Genomic DNA, 25,354 nt, shown 5'->3' with positions numbered 1-25,354 from the left:
CTCACTGGTCCCGGTGGTGCACCGCGCACACCGCGACCAGCGCGGCACCCAGCGCCCACGCGCCGTACACCAGCCACGCCCCGCCCGCCGTCCACGGGAACGGCGCCGGCCAGTCCCCGGTCTGCAGCAGCCGCTCCCACGCCACCCGCGGCTGTAGATGCGCGAGCACCGCCGACCAGTACCGCCTCTCGCTCGTCACGGCAGGCAGCAGCAGGAGCACCACCACACTCGCCACGATCGCCGCCGCGCCGTTGCGCAGCAGCGTCCCGAGGGCCATGCCCACAAGCCCGCTCACCGGCGCGAGCAGGGCGGACGCGGCCACGACCCGCCACGCCCCGGGATGGCCGATCGGCAGCCCGGCGCCGTGCACCGAGAGGATCGCCTGCGTCGCCCAGAACGAGCCCAGGGCCACCACCGCGCCGAAACCGGTGAGCACCAGCGCCGTCACGAGCACCTTCGCGCCCATCACCGACCGCCGGGCCGGCACGGCGGCGAAGGTCGTACGGATCGAGCCGCTGCTGTACTCGCCGGTGATCCCCATCGCCCCGATCCCCGCGGTCGCGAGCATCAGCACCATGACCGCGTTCCCCGTGAACGCGTCCCACAGCGCCATCCCGTCCCGGACGAACGCGACCCGGCTCTCCTCGTCGTACGCGTTCCAGTACCGGTGGTGGTCCCAGGCCTGGCCCACGTTGAACGCCGCCACCGCCAGTCCGGCGAGCAGCAGCGACCAGCCGGTCGACCGCAGCGACCACAGCTTGCACCACTCCGCGGCCACCAGGTCACGGAAGCGGGCCCGGGGCTCGGACACGGGCAGGACGAGAGCGGTCATCGGGCATCTCCCGCGAGGTATTCGACGCTGTCGGCGGTCAGTTCCATGAACGCCTCCTCCAGGGAGGCCGTACGCGTGGTCAGCTGATGCAGCGCCACTCGGTGTACGAGTGCCAGCTCGCCGATCCGCGCGGCCGTCAGGCCCGTCACGGTGAGCAGCCCGCCGTCCTCCCGCGCCACCTCGGCACCCGCGGCGAGCAGCAGCGGGGCCAGCCCGCCGGGATCCGGCGTGCCGACCGTGACGCTCGGCCGGGCACCGCGCGCCGCGAACTCCGCGAGGCTCTCCGCCGCGATCAGCTCACCCCGGCCGACCACCACCAGCTCGTCCGCCGTGTGCTCCATCTCGCTCATCAGATGGCTGGAGACGAAGACCGTGCGGCCCTCCGCCGCCAGCCTGCGGAACAGCCCCCGCACCCACTTCACGCCCTCCGGGTCGAGCCCGTTGAGCGGCTCGTCGAAGAGCAGCACCGGCGGATCGCCGAGCAGCGCCGCCGCGATCCCGAGCCGCTGCCGCATGCCCAGCGAACAGCCGCCGATCCGGCGCCGCGCCGCACCGGCGAGGCCCACCTCCGCCAGGAGCTCGTCGACCCGCGCGAGCGGAATCCGGTTGCCGCGGGCGAGCGCGCGCAGATGCGCCCGGGCGGTCCGGCCGCCGTGCATGTCTCCCGCGTCGAGCAGCGCGCCGACGTGCCGCAGACCCCGCGGACGGTCGCGGAACGGCACGCCGCCGACCGTGACCGAACCGCCGGACGGGGCGTGCAGCCCCAGGATCATCCGCAGCGTCGTGCTCTTGCCCGCGCCGTTCGGCCCGAGGAAACCGGTCACCCGGCCCGGACGGACGGTGAAATCAAGCGCGTTGACGGCGGTCGTCGCACCGTAGCGTTTCGTGAGCTCCCTGACTTCGATCATGGCTCCACGGTGCCGTTCCGGCGCCGTCCGCCACATCTGACCGGTGACGACAATCCGGCCCGCCCGCTGTCCTCCCGGGAGGTACCTCTCAGGGCTGACGGCACCGGGAGCGCCGCCGGGTGATCACACGATCCGGTGACGAGCGCGCGCGGGGCCCGCCGGGGCCCGCCGGGCCGCTTGGATGGATGGTGATCCTTTCGCCCTCGACGTGAGAGAGCCGCCCTCATGACGCACACCTGGCTGCCGCCCGCCGAGTACATCGCGACGCTCCCGAGAGCGACCGCGTACGCCTGCCTCTACTTCACCGACACCCGCGGACGTCCGTTCCAGCTGCGCGCCACGCAGGCGTCCGAGCTGTGGCAGTGGCCCGGCGGCAACATGGACCCGGGGGAGACCCCGTGGGAGACGGCGCTGCGGGAGTGCCGGGAGGAGACCGGCATGGTGTTCTCCGGCGAACCCCGGCTCCTGGGCGCCCATTTCACCTCCGACCGCGGCCAGGACTGGCCGGCCAACCACATCGGCTTCATCTTCGACGGCGGTGAGCTGACCGACGAGCAGATCGCCGGGGTGGTCCTCGACCCGGCCGAGCACAGCGCGTACCGGGTCCGCTCGCTCGACGAGTGGGAGCGGGAGATGAGCCCCCGCGGGTTCAGGCGCCTCGTCGCCGTCGACCGGGCCCGCCGGGCGGGCACCACGATCTATCTGGAGGCCGCGGACGCGTCCTGAACAGGGTGGCGGGGCGGCGGCCGGCCGTGGATCCGGACCGGTCGCCGCCCTGCCGCCGGTGGCCCTTCAGCGGCCGCAGACGGGCGCCGGGTGGGCGACGTCGAGCACGAAGCGCTCGGGGGAGTGCAGGGTGAAGGTCTTGTAGAAGGGCTTGGCCGAGAAGGCGGCTCCTACGGTGACCACGCCCTCGAAGTCGCCGGTGAGGGCGACGCCCTTGAGCGCGGGGAGGGAGAGTCTCACGAGCCGGGGTCCCTTGTAGACGGACTGTCCGGACTCGTTGTGGGCGGCGGCGGGCGAGAGTCTGATCTCCAGGAAGTACTTCCCGGGCAGCGGCACCCGCTGGCCCGAGCCGTCGTAACGCAGCACCTTGACCGGAGTCACCTTCACCGGGGGCAGTGTGCCCCGGACGTCGATGACGAGCCGGTCGAAGGCCGGGTGGGTGCCCCAGCGCACGTTCACGACCTGGGCCGTGGCCGGCGGGGTCGTGGAGCGGGGCGGGGCGGCGCTGGCGCCGGCGGGGACGGTGGTGGCACCGATCCCGGCGGCGAGGAGGATGCCCGCGGCGCCGGCCGCGAGGCTCTGACGGTGAAGCATGACGTCCCCCGGTTTTCTCGAGCGGTGGGGACTGTGGTGTCACTGGGAAGGACATTCATCCGGATGGGGATGGTTCCACCCGAGTTGCGTGGATTTCCTCTGTTCTGCAGTATGCGCGCCGCCGGGCGCTCGGGGAATCGGTGGGCCCGCCGCCGTAACCTCAGGGCGCCCCGGCAGTTGACCAGGCCATGAAGAAGCGCAGCATGCTCGCCATCGCCTCCCTTGCCGCGGGCGTCGTCACCGCCCTTGTCACCCCGCCGCCGAACGCCTCCGCCATGGAGCCCGGCGACGCGACCGCCGGTGTCACCGGCCTCCTCCAGGAGGACCAGGGCGTCGGCGCCCTGCTGGACGGGGCGGCCGAGGGTGCGGGCGACGGCCTCGCGCCCGCCGAGGCGCCCCAGGCCCCGCTGCCCGGCGGCCTGCTCTGACCTCCGTAATCCCCGGACGGGGGTGGCCCGTGCGCGCGCAGTGGCCGAGGAATGACAGGATGTCCCTATGAGCAACAACGTTTACTTCGACATCACCATCAACGGCAAGGACGCCGGCCGGATCGTCTTCAAGCTCTTCGACGACGTCGTGCCGAAGACCGCCCGCAACTTCCGCGAGCTGGCCACCGGCAAGCACGGCTTCGGCTACGCCGGCTCCCCCTTCCACCGCGTCATCCCGCAGTTCATGCTGCAGGGCGGTGACTTCACCAACGAGAACGGCACCGGCGGCAAGAGCATCTACGGCGAGAAGTTCGAGGACGAGAACTTCCAGCTGAAGCACGACCGCCCGTTCCTGCTGTCGATGGCGAACGCGGGCCGCAACACCAACGGCTCCCAGTTCTTCATCACCACGATCATCACCGACTGGCTGGACGGCAAGCACGTCGTCTTCGGCGAGGTCGTCGAGGGCCAGGAGCTCGTCAAGGAGATCGAGTCCCACGGCTCCCGTTCCGGTGCCACGGACGCCGAGATCCGCGTCGCCAAGTCCGGCGTCGTCGAGGCCTGAGCCCGGACCTCCCGGCTCTGACCGTGCGGCTCGCGCCGCGCGTCGACCACCGCCCCCGCGCCGACCTCGGCCGGGGGCGGTCGCACGCCCGGAAGCGCACGCCCGGAAGCGCAGGGCCGGAGGCCGGCGCCGGGCGGTCAGCCGAGGGCGCGGGCCAGCGCCCGGGCGAAGCCGTCCGGGTTGTCGATCATCATGTCGTGCCCGGCCGCCGGCACCTCCAGGACCGGTATGCCCAGGGCCGCCACCTTCTCCGCGTCGGCGTCCGGCAGACTCCGCTCGCCCACCAGGAACGCCCGCGGCCGCCGCAGCCCGGCGAGCAGCTCGCCCCCCGACGGCACCGTGCCCTCCACGAGCGCCACCGCGCTGCGGTGCACGGCCAGCGGATCGGCGAGCCGCAGCCGCGCCGCGTAGTCCGCGCGGTCCTGCGCGGCCACCATGGCGGCGAAGCCCTCCCGGACGAAGGCCTCCTCGCTCTGCGCGGCCACCGGGGAGGAGAACAGGCCGCCACCCGGGTACAGGTTGGGCTCCGCCACCACCAGCCGGTCCACCAGATCGGGCCGGGACGCGGCCAGCCGCACCGCCACGGCACCGCCCATCGAGTGCCCGACCAGCTCGACGCCCGTCAGCCCCTCGTGGTCGAGGATCCGGGCCACCACCGCCGCCTGCGACTCCATCCGGTAGTCGAAATCACCCGGCCGGTCGCTCAGCCCGAAGCCCAGCAGATCCACGAGCAGCGAACGGCGCCCGGCCAGCGCCGGATGCACCGCGATGTGCGCGAAGTCCGAGGCGCCGGTGCAGCCGAGACCATGCAGGAACACCCGCGCGGGCCCCTCCCCGGCGCCCGGCAGGTCGATCCACCGCACATGCCCCCTCGCCTCCGCCAGATACAGCTCCCGCATGGCCCTCGCCCTTCCCATGACTCCCCGTCGGACCGGCTCCCCACCGGTCCGATCACCCTACGGGCGGCCACTGACAACGCCCCCGTGCCGGGGCGAGGGGCCGGGACGCCTCAGCCGTCGCCCTCGCCGTACTTGCGCTCGAACTTGGCGATCCGCCCCTCGCTGTCCACGGTCCGCGCCTTGCCCGTGTAGAACGGATGGCTCTCCGACGAGATCTCCACGTCCACCACCGGATACGTGTTGCCGTCGTCCCAGTCGATGGTCTGCTCGCTGCTCGCCGTGGACCGGGTCAGAAACGCGAACCCGGCCGAGCGGTCCCGGAACACCACGGGCCGGTACTCCGGCTGCTTGTCCTGCTGCACTTGTCCTCCTCGGACGGCCCTCGGGCCGCCGTAGCCGGTCGCCCCCCGGTCCGCCCAGCCTCCCCGCCCCCCGCCCCCACGACCAGCGCCGCACGTCCGACCGGGTGAGCGACGGCCGCCGGCCGCCCCCACCTCACCCACCGCGCGGCGGCGCGCCCCACCTCGCCGCGAGGAGCAGGGCGATGTCGTCCGGGCGATCCGGGGCCTGGCGGGCCTCGCGGATCAGGCGGTCGGCGGTGTCCGCGAGTTCGGCGGAGCCGGTGGCCGCGAAGGTGCGGCGCAGGCGCTCGACGCCCTCGTCGATGTCGGTGCCCGGCCGCTCCACGAGGCCGTCCGTGAACAGGGCGAGCACATCGCCCGGTTCGAGGCGGAACCGGGTCACCGGGTAGACGGCCGCACCGTCCACCCCGAGCACCACCCCGCCGGCCAGCTCGACCACCTCCGTTCTGCCGTCCGCCCGGCGCAGCAGCGGCTGGGGATGCCCCGCCCGGGCCGCCTGCATCTCGCCGGTGGCCGGGTCGAGCACCACGTAACAACAGCTCGCGAACTGCCCCGGATCCAGGTCGATAAGGAGCCGGTTGGTGCCCCGCACCACGTCCTGCGGCCGGTGCCCGCCGAGCGCGAAGGCCCGTACCGCGCTGCGCAGTTGCCCCATGGTGGCCGCCGCGGCCACGCCATGGCCCTGCACGTCGCCGATCACCAGGGCGAGCCGCCCCTGCCCCGTCTCGATCACGTCGTACCAGTCGCCGCCCACGTCCATGCCCTGCGTGCCGGGCAGATAGCGGCCCACCGTGTCCACGCCCTCGTACACCGGAAGCCGGTGCGGAAGCAGCGCGTCCTGCAGCCCGCGGGCCAGCGCGGACTCGGAGTCGTACCGCTGCGCCCGCTCGAGCGCCTGGGCGATCAGCCCGGCGAGCGCCGTGAGCACCGTGCGCTCCTCGGCGGTGAATCCGCGCGGCTTGTCGAAGCCGAGGATGCACGAGCCCACCGGCCGGCCCGAGGCGATCAACGGCAGGAACGCCCGGGCACCCGTGTGCGCGTCCAGGGGCAGCCCCGGATAGGCCGCGCCCAGCTGGTCCATGGACTCGAAGAACAGCGGCCGCCCCGTCGTCAGCGTCTCCACACCCGGCACCCGGGCATCGAGCCGCACCCCGTCGAAGGGCTCCAGGAAGCCCGGCGGGAAACCGGTCTCCCACGCCAGGTACAGATGCCGGTCGCTCAGCAGATAGATCGCCAGCTGCCGCCCGCCGAAGGCCGGCAGCAGCTCCTCGGTGACCACCGCCGACACCTGGCGCGCCGTCACCGCCTCCGACAGCGCGATGGCAAGCGCCACCGGCCGGTACAAGGCCGCAGCCCGCCCCTCCGGCGAGGCGAGCCCGTCGTCGTCCTCCGTGGCCGTACGCGGCGGCAGGTCGGCCGCCGCCGGATCGCTCGAAGGCACCAGGACCAGCGTCACCCCGTCCCGGCCCGGATAGAGCGACACCGACAGCCACTCGCCCTGCCCGGGGTGCGCCAGGAAGTGGATCGGCCGGTCCGAGAGCAGCGCCCCGCGCAGCTGCTCCTCGTGGTACGGATGGGCGAACCACGGCACCGCCTCCCACAGCCGCTGCCCGGCGAGCGTGCCGCGCGCCAGACCGAGCAGCCCCTCGGTGCGCTCGTTGACGTACGTGATCCGGCCCAGCCGGTCGATCGCCAGGATTGCCCGGGGCAGCCGGTCGGTGGCGTCCGAGCCGAGGAGCCCGGTGCCCAGGTCGACGAGCGAGCCGGTGAGGACGTGCCCCGCCCGCCCGTCGGTGAGCGGCCGCGCCGTCACCTCCAGGAGGTGCAGCCCGCCGTCCGGACCCTTCAGCCGTAGCCGGCGCGCCGCCGGGCCGCCCGAGCCGGCGGCCTGGCGCGCCAGCGCCCCCAGCGCGTACGCGTCCTCCGGCACGAGCCGCGAGGTCAGCGAGGCCACCGTCCACGGCAGCGGTCCCGTCTCGCCCAGGATGTCCCGCAGCCCCGCGTCGGCCCGGAGCGTGCCGCTGTCCAGGTCCCAGTCGAAGTAGCCGATCCGCACCGGCGGCGCGGTCCGGCTCGGCAGCTGCACGGACACCGGCTCGCCCGGCCAGGCCACCCGGGACCCGTGCCCGGCCAGACCGGCGAGCGTCGTGCCCAGACGGCGTGCCTCCTGCATCATCCGGCCCCGGTCCTGCGCGTCCACCGGCACCCCCGGCGTGGGCGTGCGCAGCACCACGAGCACCCCGAACCGCTCGCGGCCGTTGACCACCGGCGCGTACAGGGAGGCGAAGGGGAACGGCAGGCTCGCCACCAGCTGCGGGAACTGCCGCATGGCCTCCTCGACGTCCCCGAGATGCACCGGCTGGCCCGAGCGGTGCGCCTCGGCCACCGGGAACGGCCGGTTGGCGTGCATCCGCCACCACGGCCGGAACAGCGGCCCCGGCAGCCCCGCGAGCACCGCGAGCCGCAGCAGTCCCGGCGTGCCCGAGCGCAGATAGACCCCGCCCGCATAGCCCCCGGCCGCCTCCACGGCCCGCAGCACCGACTCCGCGAGCACCACCGTCAGGGCGTCGGCCGCCCACCCGGCGGCCCGTGGCTCCGGGCGCGGCGGCCCGGTCCCGTCCGACGGGGCGGTGCCTGCCGCGCCGTACGAGGTCACACAGCAAGGATGCGCCCGGCCGGAAGGGCCACGCATCCGGAGCAACGGCGCACCCGTCCGGCCCCCGGCCCCCGCCCGTACCGCCGGGAACCACCCCATGGGGGCATTGACCGGGGCCGCCGCGGCTCGTCAGACTCCCGTCGTCGGCTGCCGCGGACGGCGCGCAGCCCCTCGTGACCAGGGGGATGAATGACCGGCCGGGTTCTTCCGTACGACGTCCAGGGCACCGGGCCGCACCGGGCCCTGGTCCTGCACAACTGGTTCGGCGACCGGAGCAGCTTCGCGCCGCTGCGCGAGCACCTGGACGGGGCCGCCGGCTCCTACGCCTTCCTCGACTGCCGCGGCTACGGGGAGGCGATCGACGCCGACGGCGCCTACACGATGGAGGAGGTCGCGGCCGACGCCCTCGCCGTCGCCGACGACCTGGGCTGGGACACCTTCTCGGTGGTCGGCCACTCCATGGGCGGCAAGGCCGCCCAGCTGATGCTGCTCGACGCACCCGACCGGGTGCGGTCGATCGTCGGGATCTCCCCGGTCTCCGCGGCCGGCTTCCCGCTCGACGACGCGACCTGGGAGCTCTTCGCCGGTGCCGCGGAACAGCCCGGGAACCGGCGCGCGATCATCGACAACACCACCGGCGGCCGCTACGACGACGCCTGGCTCTCCGCCCTCGTCGACCGCTCCCTGACCCGCTCCTCGCCCACCGCCTTCCGCGCCTACCTGGACTCCTGGTCGCGCACCGACTTCCACGAGCGGGTCCGCGACAACCCGGCGCCCGTCCTCCTGGTCGTCGGCGCCCACGACCCGGCGCTCGGCGCCGAGGCCATGGAGGCCACCTGGCTGCGCTGGTACCCGAACGCCCGGCTCACCGTGCTGCCGGACGCCGGCCACTACGCGCCGGAGGAGACCCCGAAGGCCGTCGCCGACGCCATCGAGGCCTTCCTGGCCGCCTGACCCGGCGGGCGGGTCCGACGGGCGGGTCGACGGGCGGGCCCGGCGGGCGGCGGGGAGACTGGTCGCGGACGCGCCGGTCCGGCCGGCGCGCGGCACGGAGAGGCGGTGGGCACGGCATGGTCCTGGCCCTCACGGCGGCGGTCGCCGCCGCCCTGCTCGTCGGCCGGCTGGCCCTGCGCGAGCGCGCCGCGCCCGGCAGCGCCCGCCGCGCCCTCGCCTTCACCCGCGATCCCCGCGCACTCGCGGCGGGCCTGCTCGCGAGCCTGCTCCTGGCCGGTCCCGCCTGGCGGGCGGCCGGCGCCGGCGCGCTGGCCTGGGCGGCCCTCGCCGGGGTGCTGGTCGCCGGTCTCACCTCCGCCGCCGGGAACGGGAAGGGCCCCGCCCCCGGCGCTCGCGCGGCGGGGACGGGGCCCGAGGGCTCCCGGGATCAGGAGTAGTAGCCGAACAGGTCGGCGATCACGTGCACCGTTCCGGTGTTCGCCCGGAAGTCGATCTTCCCGTTGACCACGGGCACGGTGACCAGGTTGGCCGTGGTCTGCCCGGTGGTCCAGTTGAGGTTGGACGCGGTGGGCAGGGTCGTGCCGTCGGGCCACACCGTCAGGAAGCCGCCGGCGCTGGGCGCGGTGACGGTGACGTTGAGGACCACCGCCTTGGCCGTCGACAGGGTGTGACCGTCGTTCAGGTTCAGCACCAGCGGGGTGCCGCCCTTGAGCGGGGTGGTGCCGGAGGTGCCGAGCGCGTACCGGGTGTCGAGCAGCCGGGCCGGGCCAGCGCTGTGGAAGGTGCTGCCCTCGGCGCCCGCGGTGTAGTAGCCGAAGACGTCGGCGATGAAGTGCACGGTGCCGCTGCCGGCGTTGTACAGGTTCACCTTGCCGTCGGGGCCGATCGGCAGCACGACCGCGTTCGGACGGGTCTGGCCGGTGAGCCAGTTGATGTTCGAGGCGGTCGGGCGGGTGGCACCGCTCGGGTAGGCGATGAGGTAGCCGTTCGACGTCGGCGCCGTGGCGGTGACGTTGAGGACCACGGCGGTGGCGCCCGTGGCCGGGACGCCGCCGGCGCCCGCGACCTGCAGCGACACGGTGCCCTTGCCGGGCACCGGCGAGGTGCCGGCGCGGCCGATGGCGCTGCGGGTGTCGAGGATCCGGGCCGGGCCCTTCGGCACGTAGGTGGAGCCGCCGGCCTCGGTGGAGAAGTAGCCGGAGATGTCGGCGACGAAGTGGGCCGTGTAGCCGCCCGCGTTGAACAGGTCGACCGAGCCGTCCTTGCCGACCGGGACGGTGACCAGGTTCGGAATGGTCTCGCCCTTGAGCCAGTTCATGTTCGAGGAGGCCGGACGCGTGGTGCCGCTCGGGTACGCGATCAGGTAGCCCGGGCCGGTCGGGGCGGTCGCGGTGACGTTCATGACGACCGCGGTGACGCCGGAGGCCGGGACGCCGCCCACGCCGGTCACCTTGAGCTTGACCGTGCCGTTGACGCCCACCGGCGAGGTGCCGGCCCGGCCGATGCCGGCCCGGGTGTCGAGGATGCGGGCCGGGGTGAGCGCGTTGAACGCGCTCGCGGCGGAGGGGGCGACGGCCTTGCACAGGCCGGCGACGATCTCGCGTCCGTTCGGGGCGCCGAGGCCGGTGGCCAGGTCGTAACCCGCGCCCGCCGCGTACAGACCGCTGAAGTTGCCCGACTTCGTCAGGTTGGTGTTGCCGCTGGTGACGTCGCGGAAGGCGGTCGCCGGCAGCTGGTACAGCGCGCGGTGGACGTCGCCGACCGCGCCGTTGGCCTGGCACGCGAGGTCCTGGTTCGCCTGGGCGAGCAGCGCGGCCCAGACCGGGGCGGCGCCGCTGGTGCCGCCGATGACGCCCCAGTAGTCGCCGCCGCCGAAGGCGATCGGGTAGCCGGTGGCGGGGTCGCCGACGCCGGCGACGTCCGGGACCTGACGGCAGGTGGTGCCGGCGGCCGCGGCGCAGGCGTCGGCGTAGCCGGCGCCGGTGCGGCCGGCCTGGAAGCCGTCCGCCGGCACGGAGATGCCGCGGGCGACGCCGCCGCCCGAGCCCGGCCAGGTGGTTTGCTGGGTGATGTCCGTCCGCATGGTGGTGCCGCCGACGGCGAGCACGTACGGGGAGACCGACGGGAAGTCGGCGACCAGCTGGTCCTGGTCCGGGACCTCCGGGTCCGGGGTGCCCTGGGCGTCGATCGGCACGTAGCAGCCGGTCGAGCCGCTGTCGCCGGAGGCGACGACGACGCTCTGGCCCTGCGCGGCGGCCTGCTGGAAGATCAGGTTCTGCGCGGTGCGGACGTCGTCGGGCGTGTGGATCTCGCACAGGCCCCAGCTGACCGAGATGACCTTGGCGCGGTTCTCGTTGACGATCTGCTGGTACGTCAGCGTGGAGTCGTTCCAGGTGTTCTTGCCCTGGTAGACGAGGATCTTCGCCTGCGGCGCGAGACCGATGATGGTCTCGACGTCCAGCGCGGTCTCCATGCCGGCGCCGGTGCCGAACGGGTCCACCGGCTCGGTGGGGCCGCCGTTGACGCGGACCGCGCTCACGGACGCCCTGGTGCCGTGGCAGCGCTGGTACTCCGCGATGTCCTTCGGGTCGTAGTTCTCCAGGGAGTAGACCGCGACGGTGGTGCCGGTCTGCACGTTGACCTGGTTGGCCATGTTGTACGCCGTGGCCAGGGAGCGGGCGCTCCAGTAGTCGGTCTTGTCGTACAGCGGCGGGTAGGCCGGGTCGCTGGCGTCGGCGAGGTAGTTCTGCACCTCGGTGCAGAGCGCCGGGGTGGTGCCGGTCAGCCGCGGCTGCAGGGCGCGCGGCGCGGTGGCCGTCTGCTTCTTGTGCGCCTTGCCCTTGAGGCCGGTGTTGCGCGGCTGGTACGTGGCCAGGGTGTTGAGGCCGACCACTGTGCTGACCTCGCCGGCCACCCGGCCGCCGAAGGACGGGGCGCGGGTGTTGAGCACACCGGCCTTGCCGTCGGGCATCCGGTAGCCGTCGAACTCGGTGCCGAAGGCCTTCGCGGCGTCGGCGACGGTGGTCTTCACCAGCAGGGTGAGGCCGTCCGCGCCCAGGGCGCCGACGGTCAGGCCCTTGGCCTCGAGCTCGGCCCGCACCCGCTGCACGGTGGCCGGCTCGGCGCCGAAGACCTTCGCGAACTCGCCCGTACCGAGGTACTGGCGGTAGCGCGGCGAACCGGGGGTGGAGACCTCGGCGACGAACCGCTGCAGTGCGGCCGGGTCACGGGGCTCCAGGACGACGCTCAGGTCGAGCGCCGCGCCGGGGGCCGGATCGGCCGTTCGGACGGCGCCCTTGGGCGCCTTCGGGGCCTTGCCGACCCGCTGCGGGCCCGGGTCGCCGGCCGGGGCGGCCGTCGCGGCCGAGGCCGGGACGGCGGCCGTGGCGACGGCCAGGGCGGCGACGGCGGCCGCACCCCATCTGAATGCCTTGCTACGGGCGGTTCCGCCCATGCACACGCTCCCTCTCACGTTCCGCGTCGCACGCGGCCAGGGGCAGCGGGCAGCCCGGAAGGAGAAGCGAAGGCGGAAATGCGGGCACGGCGCGGCAGCGCCGAAGCCCGTTCTGCGTGAAACCCCCCCGGTGCCGTCCGCGCGCGCGAAGGCGCAGAGCGACGACCAGACGTGAACATTTATCAGGCCCGCACTCGCGTTCGACACGCGGGGTGGGGGTTCGTTGCGGGACCGTGATCACGAACGGCTGTTTTCGGCCGAAAGTTACCGGGCGGTTTCTCGTGACTTCCCAAGAACCCGCCAGTAGAACATGTTCCCATTACCCCCCAGGGTGAGGAACATCACATGAGTGACAGATCCTTTTCGGCCTCGGGTTCCCGGGGTCTGACCCGTCGTCGGTTCGTCAGTGGAACCGGTTCCATTCTGGGTGGCCTGGCGCTCGCCGGGCACACCGCCGCGGCGAGCGCCGCCACCCCCGCCGAGGTCACCGCCGCCCTCGCGCCCATCCCCTCCGGCGCCCGCGTCCCCGCCCTCGTCATCGGCTCCGGATACGGCGGCTCCGTCGCCGCCCTCCGGCTCGCCCAGGCGGGCGTCGACGTCCACCTGATCGAGATGGGCATGGCCTGGGACACCCCCGGGTCCGACGGCAAGATCTTCGCCAACACCACCCAGCCCGACTACCGGTCCTTCTGGCTGCGCACCCGCACCAAGCAGCCGCTGAGCCAGTTCCTCGGCTTCCCGCTCGACAAGGACGTGCCCCGCTACACCGGCATCCTCGACGCCGAGGACTTCGCCGGGATCACCGTCTACCAGGGCCGCGGACTGGGTGGCGGCTCCCTCGTCAACGGCGGCATGGCCGTCACCCCGCGCCGCGAGCTGTTCCCGAGCCTGCTGCCCACCGTCGACCCCGCCGAGATGTACGCCACCTACTACCCGCGCGCCAACGCCGGACTCGGCGTCACCGAGGTCGACCAGACCTGGTGGGAGAACGCCGACTGCTACCAGTACGCGCGCGTCGGCCGCAAGCACGCCCAGCGCTCCGGCTTCCCCTTCGTCTTCGTGCCCAACGTCTACGACTGGGACTACATGAAGCAGGAGGCCGCCGGCGCCGTCCCCAAGTCCGCCCTCGAGGGCGAGGTCATCTACGGCAACAACCACGGCAAGAAGAGCCTGCAGAAGACCTACCTCGCCCGGGCCGCCGCCACCGGCCGGGTCGCCGTCTCACCGCTCCACCGGGTCACCACGGTCACCCCGGCGTCCGACGGCGGCTACACCGTCACCATCGAACGCATCGACACCGCCGGCACCACCGTCGAGACCAAGACCGTCACTGCCGACCGGGTGTTCTTCGCCGCCGGCAGCGTCGGCACCAGCAAGCTGCTCACCCGGCTCAGGGCCACCGGTGCGCTACCCGCCCTCAACGACCGGGTCGGCAAGAACTGGGGCGACAACGGCAACGTCATGTGCGGCCGGGCCAACCACATGTGGGACCCCACCGGCAAGCTCCAGTCCTCCATGCCCACCGCGGGCATCGACAACTGGGACGCCGGCGGCGCCTTCGCCGAGGTCGCCCCGCTGCCCACCGGCATCGAGACCTACGCCTCCTTCTACCTCTCCATCACCCGCACCCCGCACCGCGCCGAGTTCAGCTGGAACGCCGCCGCCGGCCGGGTCGACCTCAGCTGGGACCGGGCCTGGAAGCAGACCTCCATCGACGCGGCCAAGACCATCTTCGACAAGATCAACGCCAAGGAGGGGACGATCTACCGCACGGACCTCTTCGGCGCCTACAAGATCTGGGGCGACCATCTCACGTACCACCCGCTCGGCGGCGCCGTCCTCGGCGAGGCCACCGACAACTACGGCCGGCTGCACGGCTACGACGGCCTCTACGTCATCGACGGGGCCCTCATCCCCGGCAGCACCAGCGTCAACCCGTTCGTCACCATCACGGCGCTCGCCGAACGCAACATCGAGAAGATCATCGCGACCGACCTGTGAGGGCGGGCATGAAGAGGGGCCGGCCGGGAGAACCCGGCCGGCCCCCTTGTCGTACGGCCTCAGTGGGTCGGCAGCACACACACCGTGTCGAGCCCGAGCACCCGGTTGAGCCGCCCGAACGCCAGCCACGACCCCAGGCTCATCGTCAGCTCCACGATCTCCACCTGGCTGTACGCGCCCGTCATCCGCGCCCAGAACTCCTCGCCCAGGCCGTGGTGGTCGAGCGCGTACCGCTCCGCGTACTCCGCCGCCAGGCGCGTCCGCTCGTCGAAGACCTCCGTCGTGCGCCACTGCGCGACCGCGTCCGCGAAGGACTCCTCGACCTTCTCCCCGTCCCGGTCCGTCCGCCAGTCCAGACAGAACCTGCAGCCGTTGATCTGCGCGATCCGCAGCCGCGCCGCCTCGAACTCGCGCAGCCCCAGGGTCGTGTGGGCGTACACCGACAGCGAGAAGTTCGCCGCCGCCATCCCGATCCCGGGCACCATGTCGCCCCACACGTACCCGATCGGCTCCTGCCCCTCGGGAATGTCGATGATCACCGCGTGCTCCTTCCCAGCCTGCCCACCGCCGGGCGCAACGGCACGTCCAGCGCGTCGTAGAGCCCCGGCTCCGCCTCCACCAGCCAGTCGATCGAGCCGACCAGCCGTCCCACCGCGGTCGCGTTCCCGCCCGCCGAGCGGTTCTCGCCCTCGTCCGAGGCCTCGACCGTCACCACGATCCGCGGCCGCCCCTCCACGATCACCCGGTGCGCCCCCGAACCGTCCGGCGGCACCGGCCAGTCCGGCGCGCAGTCCGGATGGATCCGCGTCACATGCTCGATCACCAGACGCGGCTCGCCGCCGACGATCCCCTGCACCTCGAAGCGCACCGCGCCCTGGGTGCCGGCCGCGAACTCGCCCATGGTCCGGGTCCGCACCGTCGCATCGAGGGGGCGCCGCTCCAGCGTCTCCCGGATCTCGTCGAGCTCGACCCCGAGCGCCCGCGCCATCAGCCGCAGCTGCCCGCCCCACACCATCGTCGGCACCGACGGAAGCAGCATCGGCGGCTCGTACTCCATCGGCTGCCCCATGCCGACCAGGAGGCGCACCGACTCCTCCTGCTCGTACGTCGAGTAGTCGAAGATCTCCTGGCAGCGGATCGCCTCCACCGTGCTGCCCAGACCGCTCACGAGCAGCGGCAGCACGTCATTGCCCCAGCCCGGGTCCACGCCCGAGGCGAACAGCGACCCGCCGCCCTCCTTCACCGCCGCCAGGACCGGGTCGCGGAACTCGGGCGGCGCGCCCCGGTGGTCGTACAGCGGATAGAGCGACGGCGTCACCACCACGGCACCCGCGCGGACCGCCCGGACCACGTCGGCGAGCGCCTCGTCCGGGCGCAGGTCCCCGGACGCCGCGTACACCACGGCGCCCGGGCCCTCGGCGAGCACCGCCTCGACGTCGTCCCGCGCGGCCACCCCGAGCAGGCGCCCGAGCCCGGCGAGCTCGCCCGCGTCGCGACCGACCTTGGCGGGGTTCGCGACGAGGACGGCCGAGAGCGCGAGCGCCGGATGGGCGTCGACGGCCCGGATGGCCGCGCGCCCGACATTTCCGGTTCCCCATACCACGGTCGGAATCATGCGCGGAGGGTAGCGCCGGGCGCGCGAGGTTCCCAGAGCCGCGACGGGACGGATCTGACGGAGCGTCAGTACGGTGCGGGCGTCACGATGTACGGCCCGGCGGGCCCGGTCACCGGATTCCGCCCGGTCACCGGATCCCGCCCGCGCAGTGGGCGAAGCCGCGCGGGTCCTCCGTCGCGAGCCTGCGCAGCGCGGCCGCCGCGCGTTCGGCCGGCGGCGTGCCGTCGTCGGGCAGCTCCCAGCGGAACTGGATCCACGGCCCGTCCTCCGTCGCCGTGCCCTCGAAGGTGCCGGGCCGGTAGACGAACCACACCTCGGTGGTCTCCGGAGTGCGGGTCGGTGACATGGCATAGCTGAGGCGGCAGTCCCAGCGGCCCAGGAGTTCCCGACGCGCGTTCAGCTCCTCCTTGACCAGCCGCGCGGTGACGCGGGCCGACCACGACCAGCGGGTCTCCGCGCTCGCCCGGGCGACCTCCGCGTCGTACGCGACGGCGTCGAAGCGGTACGCCGGGAGTACGGGCGCGGGCGCGCCGCCCGGGAGCAGGCTCGGCAGCCGCCAGTCGCGCCACACCACCGCGTCGCCCTCGCGCACGACCGTCACCCACAGCGCACCGCAGCAGCCCTCGGTGCACCAGGCCTCGGCCAGCTGGACGTCCCGGGGCTCCTCCGTCGCCCGCAGCCGTCCGTCGCCCAGGAGGTACTCCGGGGAGTTGCCCGCGCCCCGCCCGAACACCGCGGGCACCAGCGGCTCGCCGTCGAGCAGGAAGCGGGTCTCCAGCGGGTCGCCGTCGTCCGGATCGCGCGAGAGCACCTCGATCCGCAGCCGGCCGTCCGGCGGCGGATCCAGGAACACCCGGTCCCGGGTGTACCGCAGCCACTCCGCCCGGCGCCGTACCGCCGGAGACAGGTCGGCCTCGACCGCCGGGTCCGGCTCGGTGAACACGCCCTCCCACGCGGGGGAGTGGAGCAGCGCACCGAGCGCGTCGAGCAGCTGCTCGACCTGCCCGTCCCGCCACGTCAGCAGCCGGGTCGCCCCGCTGTGCAGGTCGACGGCGAGCGAGAGCAGCACGGCGGCGTGGTCGACGCCCGACGGGAGCGCGGCGGCACGCCGGACCACGAGCTCGCAGACCTCGACCGCCTCGCGGTACGAGCGGACCTCGGCCGCGTAGTCGCGCGGGCTCGCCATCCGCACCAACAGCCGGGCCGCACGGGCGAGCAGCCGCGGGTCCACCGGCTTACGGCGCAGCAGCGCCGCGAGGCCGATCGCCTCGGCGATCCGACGGGCGGGGGAGGGACCGACGGCACGCAGGTCGGCCGGCAGCCCGATCAGCAGCGCCCGCACATCGCACGCCCCGCCGGAGAGCAGCGCGTCCACGAACGGACGCAGGCGGTCGGTCTCCCGCGTCCGGAGGTCCAGCCGGCGCAGCGCGGCGGTGCGCGGGTCGAGCGGTTCCAGGGCGGTGAGCGCGAGCTCCAGGAGCCCGTCGAGATGGGTAAGAACCCGCAGTACCGGGATGTCCTCGGGCTCGCCCAGCCGCCGGAGCAGCGCGAGGCCGACGCACACCGGCTTGCTCAGGGTGCCGGTGCGCACCAGACGGCGGGCCACCGCTCGGGCCGCCGCCGGATCGTCGAGCGGCATGGACAGGACCGCGCCGACCACCGCGCCGGTGTGCATGGGGAGTTCGGCGAGACGGCGGTGGACCTCTTCGGCCGCCTCGGGGGTGTCGGGCCCGGCGAGCAGCGGGCCGAGGGCGGCCCGGACGGCGGCGAAGCCCTTCTTGCCGCGCAGTCGGGGGCCGTCCGGCAGCGGTGGCTCGGCGGGCAGCGGGAAGCCCTGGCGGCGGGTGACCGCGCCCGAAGCGGGGCCCTCTCGGGGGCCGGCTTCGATCAGGCTCAGGGCGTAGGCGTACAGCGAGGGCCGGTCGGTGAGCGCCGCGCGCTCGTCGCGGGCGCTCACCGGCTGGTGGGGTGCTCGATTCTCTTGATCATGCCCCGAGGATGCCGTACCCCGGGGCCGTCGTCCAGGGGGTTACGCGTCCCCGCCCGGCGCCTCGTCGGCGAGCCGCAGTGACACGAACGGCACGGTGTCGCCGGGCAGTACATAGCGCTCGGTCTCCACGAACCCGCGCGCCAGCGCGAACGCGAGCCCCTCCTCGTTGGTCGCGAGGACCACCGTCTCCACGCCCGCGTCGCTCAGCGTCCGGGCGTGCGCGAGGCCGCGCTCGTACAGCGTCGTGCCGAAGCCGCGGCGCCGGTGTGAGGGCATGATCCGGGAGATGACCGTGGCCGCCGGGGTCTCGTCGTCGGGCGGGCGGACCGTGGAGCAGCCGACGGCCACGCCGTCCAGATAGGCGACGTCCAGCCGGTTGCGGCCCGCGCGTTCGCGCACGTCGGCCTCCGACAGCGGCGCCGTCGGGATGATCGTGTTGTGGATGAGCCGCCAGTCCGCGAGGAGGGCGGGGGCCGCCGCCGGGTCGGCGGGGTCGATGGTTTCGATGCGCAGCTCGTGCGGTTCGCTCATGCGGGCAGGAAATCCCGCCGCCGTACAGGGAGTCAACCGCAATCGGGCCTCGCCCGGACGGGTGAGGCGGCACCGGCCGCGCGACAGGGCCGGCGCGCACCGGGTACGGATTCCGGCATTGCCCCGAGCCCCGGAGGAGCCCTCCCCATGCCCGTCCGCAAGGGCACCACCGTCACCCTCCCGACCCGCGCCCTGACCGGCACGCTGTTCTCGGCCCTGGTGCTGGCCGGCGTCCTCACCGGCTGTACCGCCGGCGAGCCGAGGCCCGCGCCGCCCGCCCCGGCACCCGCCGCCTCCAAGGCCCCCGCCCAGGAGCGGCCGGACGCGGCGAACCGGGCCCCCTCGCGGATCCCCGGCATCGGCCCGCGGACCCACGGCCGGATCCCCGACGGCACCACCCAGGTGCTCGTGGTGACCGGCGACGGCCCCGACGGCAACGTGGCCACCGCCGTGCTCCACCAGCGGGACCCGGCGGGCCGCTGGCACCGCACCGCGGGACCCTGGACCGGACACAACGCGCTGCGCGGCTGGACCGACGCGCACACGGCGGGCGACCTCCGCTCGCCGATCGGCGTGTTCCGGATCGGCGACGCGGGCGGCCGGCTGCCCGACCCCGGCGCACGGTTCCCGTACGACCAGGACGAGGAGTTCGCGGTCTCGGGAACCGGATTCCTCGGTGAGCCCCTGGAGGGCTCCTTCGACTACGTCGTGGCCATCGACTACAACCGGATCCCCGGCACCACCCCGCTCAACAAGGAACGCCCGCTCGGACCGGAGGCCGGCGGCGGGGTGTGGATCCACGTCGACCACGGGGGCCCCACCCAGGCCTGCGTCTCGCTGCCCCGCGAGGACATGACGGAACTGCTGCGCGCCCTCGACCCGGCCCGTGAACCGGTCGTCGTCATGGGGCCGGCGTCGGTGCTCGCCGGCTGAGCGGTGCTTGGTCGTCCCGTTCGCGCCACGCCGCGAAAAGGCTTGGCCGGTACGTCCGTTCTGCCGCATGGTGTCCCCTGCGTCCGGAGCCGCGCCGTCGGGGGTCGCGGCCGGGCGGGAGTGGTCCGGGGGGACACATGGAACACGCCGCATCGGCGGGACACGGAGACACGCCGGGACACAGAGCCACGCCGGGGCGCGGAGACACCGCGAACCGGGGCGGACGGGGCGTCCTGGAAGGGGCGTTCGCGCTCCTGGAGGCGTTACGGCGACACGGCGACGAGCCGGCGGGCGTCACCGAACTCGCGCTGGCCTGCGGGGTGCCGAAGGGCACCGCACACCGGCTGCTCGACCAGCTCGTGGCCGTCGGCGCCGTCGAGCGCCGCGACCGGCGATACCGGGTCGGCCCCCAGCTCTACCGCCTCGGCCTCGCCTGGGAGCCCCACCCGGGCCTGCGGGCCGCCGCGCGCCTGCCGCTGCACCGGCTGCGGGCGTCGACCGGGGCGAGCGTGCTGCTCGTGGTGGAGCGGGAGGACCAGGCCCTGACGGTGAGTTCGGTGCCGGGGGAGCTGGAGCCGGTGGTGCCGGTACGCGACGGGGTCGGCTTCCGCCTCGACACGGCGGCGGGCCTCGCCCTGCGCGGGCCCCGCCGCGCGGGCGCCGTCCTCGACCGCGAGGACGTGATGGCCGGGGTGTGCTGCGCGGCCCTTCCCGTACGGGCGCCGGACGGCCGGACGGTGGCCGCGGTTGCCGGCATGATCCGCGCCGGACGGGCCCTGGAACCGCTGGCCGAGGCCGTCGCCGAGGCGGCCGGCGCGCTGGCCCGCGGCCTCGCCCGGGGGATGCCCGCGGTGTCTCCCGCCGGGCTGTTCCGTCCAGCGGAACGCGCGTAGAACCGGCCTCCGCGGGCCGGGCACAGTGAGGGACGTGCCGGGGGGAAACGGCACGACACCGGACCCGCCGGCACGGCGGGGACGCACACCGCACGTCACACACCGCACGTCACCCGAGGTGACGTCACGACACTGGGGGAATCACCATGAACAAGAGCCGCACCGTCCGGATGGCCGCCGCCGCGCTGCTCGGACTCGGCAGCCTCGGCGTCTTCGCCGGCACCGCCCAGGCCGAGCCGATCGACTACGTGAAGATCGAGCTCCTTGAGCTGACCTGCCACCAGAACAGCGAGGGCAACCACGACGAGGCCTACCTCAACATCACCGACGCCAACGGCAACCAGGTCAAGGTGTGGCCCGGCAACGGCATCTCGTACCAGACCATGGGCTCCGGCTACGTCCGCTCCCTGACCGACGGCAACGGCAACTCGGCCCTGATCCTCGGCCGCGAGCAGGCCCGCACCCTCACCCTCTGGGACAAGGACACCTTCGGCTCCGACAAGCTGGGCGCCACCCTCGTCACCGGCACCGAGGCCGGCGCCGAGGTCCAGTACCGCTCCCTGGAGGGCTCCGGCGGCGTCTACACGATCGCCTACCGCGTGATCGACATCTGAGTCCCGTCCGTCGCCTCCGCCCTGCCCCGCCGGTGCGCCGCGACCCGCTCCCGGGTGGCGCACCGGCGGGAGCAGTAACGGCGCCGCACGCGGCGCTGACCCGCGCCTCGGTCAGGACGTGGCGGCGCGCAGCGCGGCGGTGTGTGCGCGGACCTGGTCGGGGGTGAGGTAGGCGTCGGTGTACTCGAAGTCGCGGAGTGTGCCGGCCTTCGAGGCGAGGAAGCCGGTGCGGACGTAGTCGTCGCCGGCGATCGCGTTGAGCAGCCAGTTGGTCATCACGCGGGTCTTGGCGACGTTGGTGCGGAGGGCCGCCCAGTGGTAGCCGCGGGCCACCGCCTGCGCGGGCATGCCGTGCAGTTCGATGCCCAGCGGCTTGGACACGCCGTCGAGTCCGCCGAGGTCCACCACCAGGCCGAGGTCCTTGTGCACGTACGGACGGGTCGGCTCGCCGCGCAGGGTCGCGACCAGGTTGTCGGCGATCACCTTGCCCTGGCGCATGGCGTGCTGGGCGGTCGGCGGGCAGATCGCGTTCTCCTCGCCCTTCGCCAGGTCCGGCACGGCCGCCGCGTCGCCCAGCGCGTACACCCCGGGAAGGCCCGGCACCACCATGTCCGCGCCGACCACGAGCCGGCCGCGCATCGTCTCGGCGCCGAGGGTGCCGATGAGCGGGCTGGCCGCGACGCCGGCCGTCCAGATCAGGGTGCGGCTGGGCAGCACACGCCCGTCGGTGAGCGTCACGTTCTCGTCGTCCACCGAGGCCACCGACACCCCGAGCGACACCTCGATCCCGCGCTTGCGCAGGATCTCCAGGGCCGCGCCGCCGAGCTTGGGCCCGAGCTCGGGCATCAACGTGGGCGCGATGTCGATCAGATGCCACCTGATCAGCTTCGGGTCGAGCCGCGGATAGCGCTTGACCGCGTTGTGGGTGAGCAGCTGGAGGCAGGCGGCCGTCTCGGTGCCCGCGTACCCGCCGCCGACCACCACGAACTGCAGCCGCGCCGCCCGCTCGGCCTCGTCCTGGCTGGCGTCCGCCAGATCCAGCTGGGCGATCACATGGTCGCGGACGTACGCGGCCTCGGCGAGCGTCTTCATGCCGCGGGCGTGCTCCGCCAGACCGGGGATGTCGAAGGTGCGGGTGACGCTGCCGGGGGCCAGGACCAGGTGGTCGTACGGCTCTGTCTCCGTCTCGCCGGTGATCGTGCGCACCACGACGACCTTGGCCTCGGTGTCGATGCCGATCGCGCCGCCGGGGATGATCCGGGTGCGGTGCCGCTCGCTGCGCCGCAGCGACAGCGCGACCGACTGCGGCGTCAGCACCCCGGACGCGACCTGCGGAAGCAGCGGCAGGTAGAGCTGGTACGAGAAGGGCGAGAGCAGCGAGATCGCGGCCTCCCGCGGGGTCAGCCGCCGTTCGAGGCGCCGGACGCACCCCACCCCGGCGAAGCCGGCGCCCACCACGAGGATCCTCGGTCGAGACACGGTGAAGTCCGCCTTTCCACGCCTTGCGCCGTGCGCCTTGTCCTGACCTCACCCATCATCCGGAAAGCGTGCATATCCGGCAAAAGGGTGGCGCTGTTCGAGGGACCCGGCCCCACCCGCCCGGGTCGCCGACCACCCCGGACCGGGTTAGCTTCGCCAGGGACGTCCCCCTCTCCCCGCGAAGACGAAGGACGGCATCCGCATGACCACGTACAAGGTCGGCTACTTCGTCGGCAGCCTGTCGGCGAAGTCCATCAACCGGATCCTCTCCAAGGCCCTGATCCGCGTCGCGCCGCGCAATCTCGACTTCCGCGAGATCCCCATCAAGGACCTGCCGCTCTACAACCACGACTTCGACGCGGACTACCCGCCCGAGGGCACCGCCCTCAAGGAGGCCATCGCCGCCTCCGACGCGATCCTCTTCGTCACGCCCGAGTACAACCGCTCGATCCCCGGCGGGCTGAAGAACGCCATCGACTGGGCCAGCCGGCCCTGGGGCACCAACTCCTTCACCCACAAGCCCTCGGCCGTGATCGGCGCATCCCCGGGCAAGATCGGCACCGCCGTCGCCCAGCAGAGCCTGCGCTCGGTGCTCTCCTTCTGCAACTCCCCGCAGATGAACGCCCCGGAGGCGTACATCCAGTTCACCCCGGGGCTGTTCGGCGAGGACGGCGAGGTCAGCGACCCCACCACGCAGCAGTTCCTCACCGACTTCATGAGCGACTTCGAGACCTTCATCGAGCGCGTCCTGACGGTCCTGCCGCCCCGGCGCTGAACGGCGCGCCGGAACGGCAGGAGTGCGCGTGCTCAGCTGCCGGTGACGCTCGGCGCGCCCGTCTCGATGTGGCCGGTGTAGCGGCGCGACCAGGTGCCGTCGATGTCGGCGAGGACCGTGAAGTCGTACCAGCCGTCGGTGTAGGCGACGGCGTTGAAGTAGTCCTCGCGGGACGACTTCGCCGGCACGGTGTACGTCCAGGGGCCGTCCGACCGATAGGCGTCGGAGCGGATGGTGAAGGTGACCGCGGCGGACGCGTTGTTGGTCATCCTGAACCAGATCGCGGTCTTCCCGGTGCCGGGCTCCGTCGCGTAGCGCGCCGCGACCTCGACGTCCTTGCCCGCCTTGGAGGCGTCGCCGATGAAGCGGCGCAGGAAGCGGTTCGGGCCCATCATCGAGATGTCGTACTTCCCGGAGCCCGAGCCGAACCCGATGTTGAAGTAGTCGCTGGCCGTCGTGCCCGGGTCCACCGTGTACTGCCAGGCGGCGGTGTCCCGGTACTGGTGCGGATGGATCGAGAAGTGCGCGGACCGGCGCGCCTCCGTGCCCTGGTTGGTCATCGAGAACCAGGCGAGGATCTTGCCCGCGGCACCGAACTCGAAGCGGTCCAGATTGCCGTTGACCTGGTACGGCACGGAGCGCGCCGGCCGCGTGCCCGGCTCCTGCTGCGGCAGGGCGTTGTCCTGCGGCGCCGGGTTGGGCAGCGGGCCGCAGGTGGACTGGCCGATCACCTTCGCGGTCGACGGCAGGTTCGCCGGCACCCCGTACACCGGGTGCGCGAAGTCGAAGACCCCGGTCAGGTCGCCGCTCACCCTGCGGCGCCAGGCGCTGATGTTCGGGCAGGTCGCCGGGGTGCCCAGGGCCGCAGTCCAGACCTCCATGAAGCGCAGCACCGAGGTGTGGTCGAAGACCTCGGAGCTCACCCAGCCGCCCCGGGTCCACGGCGACATGACGATCATCGGGACCCGGTAGCCGAGACCGATCGGCACCCCGTCGATGTACTCGCCCGCCGTGCCGGGCGGCGCGACCGGCGGCGGCACGTGGTCGAAGAAGCCGTCGTTCTCGTCGTAGTTGAGGAACAGGACGGTGGAGTCGAAGACCTCCGGGTTCGCGGCGAGCGCCTGGTACACCAGGTTCACGAAGTGCGCGCCGTCGCCCGGCGGGGCGTACGGGTGCTCGGAGAAGGCCTCGCTGGCCACCACCCACGACACCTGCGGCAGGGTGCCGGCGACCACGTCGGCGCGGATCGCGGCGGCGATGTCGTCCGGGGTCGAGCCGGTCACCTTCGGCACCGAGCCCATGCCCCGGTCGTACAGCGGGTCGCCCGGCCTGGCGTCGGTGAACTTCTTGAAGTAGGCCAGACCGTTGTCGCCGTAGTTGTCCTGGGCGTTCTGGTAGACCTTCCAGCTCATGCCGGCGCGCTGCAGGGCCTCCGCGTACGTCTCCCAGGTCAGCCCGGACTCCTCGCCGCCGTCCTTGCTGGCGGCGTCGACCTTGCCGCTCCACAGGAAGGTCCGGTTGGGGCCGGTCGCGCTGAGCGTCGAGCAGAAGTAGGCGTCGCAGACGGTGTAGTGGTCGGCGAGCGCGTAGTGGAAGGGTATGTCGCCACGGTCCAGGTAGCCGAGGGTGCGGGTGTTGCCGACGCCGGTGACCCAGTTGTCGAGCCGGCCCTTGTTCCACGCGGCGTGCTGCGAGGTCCAGCTGTGCGGCAGGTCGCCGTTGCACTGCGCGAGCGTCTCGCCGTCCACACCGCCGGCCGGGGGAGTGGCGCTCAGCTTCCACGGGTACTGCCGCCCGCCCCAGTTGGGCTGGTTGAACATGCCCCAGCCGCCCGGGATGTTGCCCGCGGCCCGGTCGCCGAAGCCCCGCACACCGCGCAGCCGGCCGAAGTAGTGGTCGAAGCTCCGGTTCTCCTGCATGAGGATCACCACGTGCTTGACGTCGGTGATGTCGCCGGAGGCCGCCTGCGCGGCCGCCGACACCGCCTCCGCCTCCGCGGGTGCCGCGCCGGCCGGCGCCCCCGCCCCGGCGACCAGCCCGGCCCCGAGCCCCGCCCCGATCCCTACGAACCCTCTGCGGCTGATGGGAGTCATGTCCCGCCTCGCCCACCTCTCGTGTCCCGCGGTGCCCCGGTGGCACGCGAGG

At 73.5% G+C, this 25,354-nt stretch carries 23 protein-coding genes; 10 read left to right on the top strand and 13 right to left on the bottom strand.

Features of this window, described 5'->3' with window-relative positions:
* Position 1: 1 nt before the first annotated feature.
* The gene (locus tag KV205_RS08010; RefSeq protein ID WP_265863372.1) at positions 2 to 832 is read right to left on the bottom strand and encodes an ABC transporter permease; all 831 of its coding nucleotides are present in this window, start codon (positions 830 to 832) and stop codon (positions 2 to 4) included.
* Complete coding sequence (locus tag KV205_RS08005; RefSeq protein ID WP_265863370.1) at positions 829 to 1,740, bottom strand: ABC transporter ATP-binding protein; 912 nt, start codon at positions 1,738 to 1,740, stop codon at positions 829 to 831. The genes KV205_RS08010 and KV205_RS08005 overlap by 4 nt, the downstream gene beginning before the upstream one ends.
* A 225-nt stretch (positions 1,741 to 1,965) precedes the next feature.
* Between KV205_RS08005 and KV205_RS08000 the strand changes: the two genes are divergently transcribed.
* Positions 1,966 to 2,466, top strand: coding sequence for an NUDIX domain-containing protein (locus KV205_RS08000; protein ID WP_265863368.1), 501 nt, complete (start codon positions 1,966 to 1,968; stop codon positions 2,464 to 2,466).
* A gap of 66 nt (positions 2,467 to 2,532) precedes the next feature.
* On the opposite strand, the gene KV205_RS07995 is transcribed toward KV205_RS08000, so the two are convergent.
* Positions 2,533 to 3,060, bottom strand: coding sequence for a hypothetical protein (locus tag KV205_RS07995; RefSeq protein WP_265863366.1), 528 nt, complete (start codon positions 3,058 to 3,060; stop codon positions 2,533 to 2,535).
* A 188-nt stretch (positions 3,061 to 3,248) separates the two neighbouring features.
* Here KV205_RS07995 and KV205_RS07990 point away from each other — a divergent pair, with 188 nt between their 5' ends.
* Entirely contained in the window at positions 3,249 to 3,488 is a 240-nt protein-coding gene (locus KV205_RS07990; protein WP_265863365.1) for a hypothetical protein, read from the top strand.
* Between the two features lie 67 nt (positions 3,489 to 3,555).
* Entirely contained in the window at positions 3,556 to 4,053 is a 498-nt protein-coding gene (locus tag KV205_RS07985) for a peptidylprolyl isomerase (protein ID WP_265863363.1), read from the top strand.
* A 137-nt stretch (positions 4,054 to 4,190) separates the two neighbouring features.
* Here the strand turns inward: KV205_RS07985 and KV205_RS07980 are convergent, their stop codons facing one another.
* The 3 genes from KV205_RS07980 to KV205_RS07970 all read right to left on the bottom strand — a co-directional run bounded on the left by KV205_RS07980 (position 4,191) and on the right by KV205_RS07970 (position 8,006).
* Complete coding sequence (locus KV205_RS07980) at positions 4,191 to 4,952, bottom strand: alpha/beta fold hydrolase (protein WP_265863362.1); 762 nt, start codon at positions 4,950 to 4,952, stop codon at positions 4,191 to 4,193.
* A gap of 110 nt (positions 4,953 to 5,062) precedes the next feature.
* Positions 5,063 to 5,314 (bottom strand): type B 50S ribosomal protein L31, encoded by a 252-nt coding sequence (locus tag KV205_RS07975; protein WP_265863359.1) that lies wholly within the window; start codon positions 5,312 to 5,314, stop codon positions 5,063 to 5,065.
* 133 nt (positions 5,315 to 5,447) lie between these two features.
* Positions 5,448 to 8,006: a SpoIIE family protein phosphatase gene (locus KV205_RS07970; protein ID WP_265863358.1), complete on the bottom strand. Its 2,559-nt coding sequence runs from the start codon at positions 8,004 to 8,006 to the stop codon at positions 5,448 to 5,450.
* 153 nt (positions 8,007 to 8,159) lie between these two features.
* Here KV205_RS07970 and KV205_RS07965 point away from each other — a divergent pair, with 153 nt between their 5' ends.
* Positions 8,160 to 8,924 carry an alpha/beta fold hydrolase gene (locus KV205_RS07965; RefSeq protein WP_265863357.1) on the top strand — a complete coding sequence of 255 codons (765 nt, stop codon included), beginning with the start codon at positions 8,160 to 8,162 and terminating at the stop codon, positions 8,922 to 8,924.
* 116 nt (positions 8,925 to 9,040) lie between these two features.
* On the top strand, positions 9,041 to 9,361 hold the full coding sequence (locus tag KV205_RS07960; protein WP_265863355.1) for a hypothetical protein: 321 nt from the start codon (positions 9,041 to 9,043) through the stop codon (positions 9,359 to 9,361).
* Here KV205_RS07960 and KV205_RS07955 read toward each other — a convergent pair.
* Positions 9,352 to 12,378 (bottom strand): protease pro-enzyme activation domain-containing protein, encoded by a 3,027-nt coding sequence (locus KV205_RS07955; protein WP_265863353.1) that lies wholly within the window; start codon positions 12,376 to 12,378, stop codon positions 9,352 to 9,354. The genes KV205_RS07960 and KV205_RS07955 overlap by 10 nt on opposite strands.
* A gap of 345 nt (positions 12,379 to 12,723) precedes the next feature.
* On the opposite strand from KV205_RS07955, the gene KV205_RS07950 reads away from it, so the two are divergent.
* Complete coding sequence (locus KV205_RS07950; RefSeq protein WP_265863351.1) at positions 12,724 to 14,379, top strand: GMC oxidoreductase; 1,656 nt, start codon at positions 12,724 to 12,726, stop codon at positions 14,377 to 14,379.
* A gap of 59 nt (positions 14,380 to 14,438) precedes the next feature.
* On the opposite strand, the gene KV205_RS07945 is transcribed toward KV205_RS07950, so the two are convergent.
* From KV205_RS07945 to KV205_RS07930, 4 genes are all read right to left on the bottom strand, one after another.
* On the bottom strand, positions 14,439 to 14,918 hold the full coding sequence (locus KV205_RS07945) for a carboxymuconolactone decarboxylase family protein (RefSeq protein ID WP_265863350.1): 480 nt from the start codon (positions 14,916 to 14,918) through the stop codon (positions 14,439 to 14,441).
* Positions 14,915 to 15,994, bottom strand: a complete 1,080-nt coding sequence (locus KV205_RS07940; RefSeq protein WP_265863349.1) for a dihydrodipicolinate reductase — start codon at positions 15,992 to 15,994, stop codon at positions 14,915 to 14,917. The genes KV205_RS07945 and KV205_RS07940 overlap by 4 nt, the downstream gene beginning before the upstream one ends.
* 127 nt (positions 15,995 to 16,121) lie before the next feature.
* A complete protein-coding gene (locus KV205_RS07935; protein ID WP_265863347.1) occupies positions 16,122 to 17,951 on the bottom strand; it encodes a hypothetical protein in 1,830 nt (609 codons plus the stop codon).
* A gap of 72 nt (positions 17,952 to 18,023) precedes the next feature.
* Positions 18,024 to 18,515, bottom strand: a complete 492-nt coding sequence (locus KV205_RS07930) for a GNAT family N-acetyltransferase (RefSeq protein WP_265863346.1) — start codon at positions 18,513 to 18,515, stop codon at positions 18,024 to 18,026.
* A 147-nt stretch (positions 18,516 to 18,662) separates the two neighbouring features.
* On the opposite strand from KV205_RS07930, the gene KV205_RS07925 reads away from it, so the two are divergent.
* From KV205_RS07925 to KV205_RS07915, 3 genes are all read left to right on the top strand, one after another.
* Positions 18,663 to 19,448: a L,D-transpeptidase family protein gene (locus KV205_RS07925; RefSeq protein WP_265863344.1), complete on the top strand. Its 786-nt coding sequence runs from the start codon at positions 18,663 to 18,665 to the stop codon at positions 19,446 to 19,448.
* Between the two features lie 137 nt (positions 19,449 to 19,585).
* Complete coding sequence (locus tag KV205_RS07920) at positions 19,586 to 20,341, top strand: IclR family transcriptional regulator (protein ID WP_265863343.1); 756 nt, start codon at positions 19,586 to 19,588, stop codon at positions 20,339 to 20,341.
* A 146-nt stretch (positions 20,342 to 20,487) separates the two neighbouring features.
* Complete coding sequence (locus KV205_RS07915; protein ID WP_265863341.1) at positions 20,488 to 20,955, top strand: hypothetical protein; 468 nt, start codon at positions 20,488 to 20,490, stop codon at positions 20,953 to 20,955.
* 111 nt (positions 20,956 to 21,066) lie between these two features.
* Here the strand turns inward: KV205_RS07915 and KV205_RS07910 are convergent, their stop codons facing one another.
* Positions 21,067 to 22,434 (bottom strand): NAD(P)/FAD-dependent oxidoreductase, encoded by a 1,368-nt coding sequence (locus tag KV205_RS07910; protein WP_265863340.1) that lies wholly within the window; start codon positions 22,432 to 22,434, stop codon positions 21,067 to 21,069.
* Positions 22,435 to 22,636: 202 nt separating this feature from the next.
* On the opposite strand from KV205_RS07910, the gene KV205_RS07905 reads away from it, so the two are divergent.
* A complete protein-coding gene (locus KV205_RS07905) occupies positions 22,637 to 23,209 on the top strand; it encodes an NADPH-dependent FMN reductase (protein ID WP_265863337.1) in 573 nt (190 codons plus the stop codon).
* A 32-nt stretch (positions 23,210 to 23,241) separates the two neighbouring features.
* On the opposite strand, the gene KV205_RS07900 is transcribed toward KV205_RS07905, so the two are convergent.
* Positions 23,242 to 25,302 (bottom strand): phosphocholine-specific phospholipase C, encoded by a 2,061-nt coding sequence (locus KV205_RS07900; protein ID WP_265863335.1) that lies wholly within the window; start codon positions 25,300 to 25,302, stop codon positions 23,242 to 23,244.
* Positions 25,303 to 25,354: the final 52 nt, after the last annotated feature.

The sequence above is a fragment of the Streptomyces sp. SKN60 genome (assembly GCF_026236535.1).
Lineage (GTDB): Bacteria > Actinomycetota > Actinomycetes > Streptomycetales > Streptomycetaceae > Streptomyces.
The sequence above is the reverse complement of the archived record's forward strand: the minus strand, read 5'-3'. Positions and strand labels throughout refer to the sequence as shown.

Coding starts and splice junctions, on each gene's coding strand:
- KV205_RS08010 (WP_265863372.1), bottom strand. CDS start 832: ATGACCGCTCTCGTCCTGCCCGTGTCCGAGCCCCGGGCCCGCTTCCGT.
- KV205_RS08005 (WP_265863370.1), bottom strand. CDS start 1,740: ATGATCGAAGTCAGGGAGCTCACGAAACGCTACGGTGCGACGACCGCC.
- KV205_RS08000 (WP_265863368.1), top strand. CDS start 1,966: ATGACGCACACCTGGCTGCCGCCCGCCGAGTACATCGCGACGCTCCCG.
- KV205_RS07995 (WP_265863366.1), bottom strand. CDS start 3,060: ATGCTTCACCGTCAGAGCCTCGCGGCCGGCGCCGCGGGCATCCTCCTC.
- KV205_RS07990 (WP_265863365.1), top strand. CDS start 3,249: ATGAAGAAGCGCAGCATGCTCGCCATCGCCTCCCTTGCCGCGGGCGTC.
- KV205_RS07985 (WP_265863363.1), top strand. CDS start 3,556: ATGAGCAACAACGTTTACTTCGACATCACCATCAACGGCAAGGACGCC.
- KV205_RS07980 (WP_265863362.1), bottom strand. CDS start 4,952: ATGCGGGAGCTGTATCTGGCGGAGGCGAGGGGGCATGTGCGGTGGATC.
- KV205_RS07970 (WP_265863358.1), bottom strand. CDS start 8,006: ATGCGTGGCCCTTCCGGCCGGGCGCATCCTTGCTGTGTGACCTCGTAC.
- KV205_RS07965 (WP_265863357.1), top strand. CDS start 8,160: ATGACCGGCCGGGTTCTTCCGTACGACGTCCAGGGCACCGGGCCGCAC.
- KV205_RS07960 (WP_265863355.1), top strand. CDS start 9,041: ATGGTCCTGGCCCTCACGGCGGCGGTCGCCGCCGCCCTGCTCGTCGGC.
- KV205_RS07955 (WP_265863353.1), bottom strand. CDS start 12,378: ATGGGCGGAACCGCCCGTAGCAAGGCATTCAGATGGGGTGCGGCCGCC.
- KV205_RS07950 (WP_265863351.1), top strand. CDS start 12,724: ATGAGTGACAGATCCTTTTCGGCCTCGGGTTCCCGGGGTCTGACCCGT.
- KV205_RS07940 (WP_265863349.1), bottom strand. CDS start 15,994: ATGATTCCGACCGTGGTATGGGGAACCGGAAATGTCGGGCGCGCGGCC.
- KV205_RS07930 (WP_265863346.1), bottom strand. CDS start 18,515: ATGAGCGAACCGCACGAGCTGCGCATCGAAACCATCGACCCCGCCGAC.
- KV205_RS07925 (WP_265863344.1), top strand. CDS start 18,663: ATGCCCGTCCGCAAGGGCACCACCGTCACCCTCCCGACCCGCGCCCTG.
- KV205_RS07920 (WP_265863343.1), top strand. CDS start 19,586: ATGGAACACGCCGCATCGGCGGGACACGGAGACACGCCGGGACACAGA.
- KV205_RS07915 (WP_265863341.1), top strand. CDS start 20,488: ATGAACAAGAGCCGCACCGTCCGGATGGCCGCCGCCGCGCTGCTCGGA.
- KV205_RS07905 (WP_265863337.1), top strand. CDS start 22,637: ATGACCACGTACAAGGTCGGCTACTTCGTCGGCAGCCTGTCGGCGAAG.
- KV205_RS07900 (WP_265863335.1), bottom strand. CDS start 25,302: ATGACTCCCATCAGCCGCAGAGGGTTCGTAGGGATCGGGGCGGGGCTC.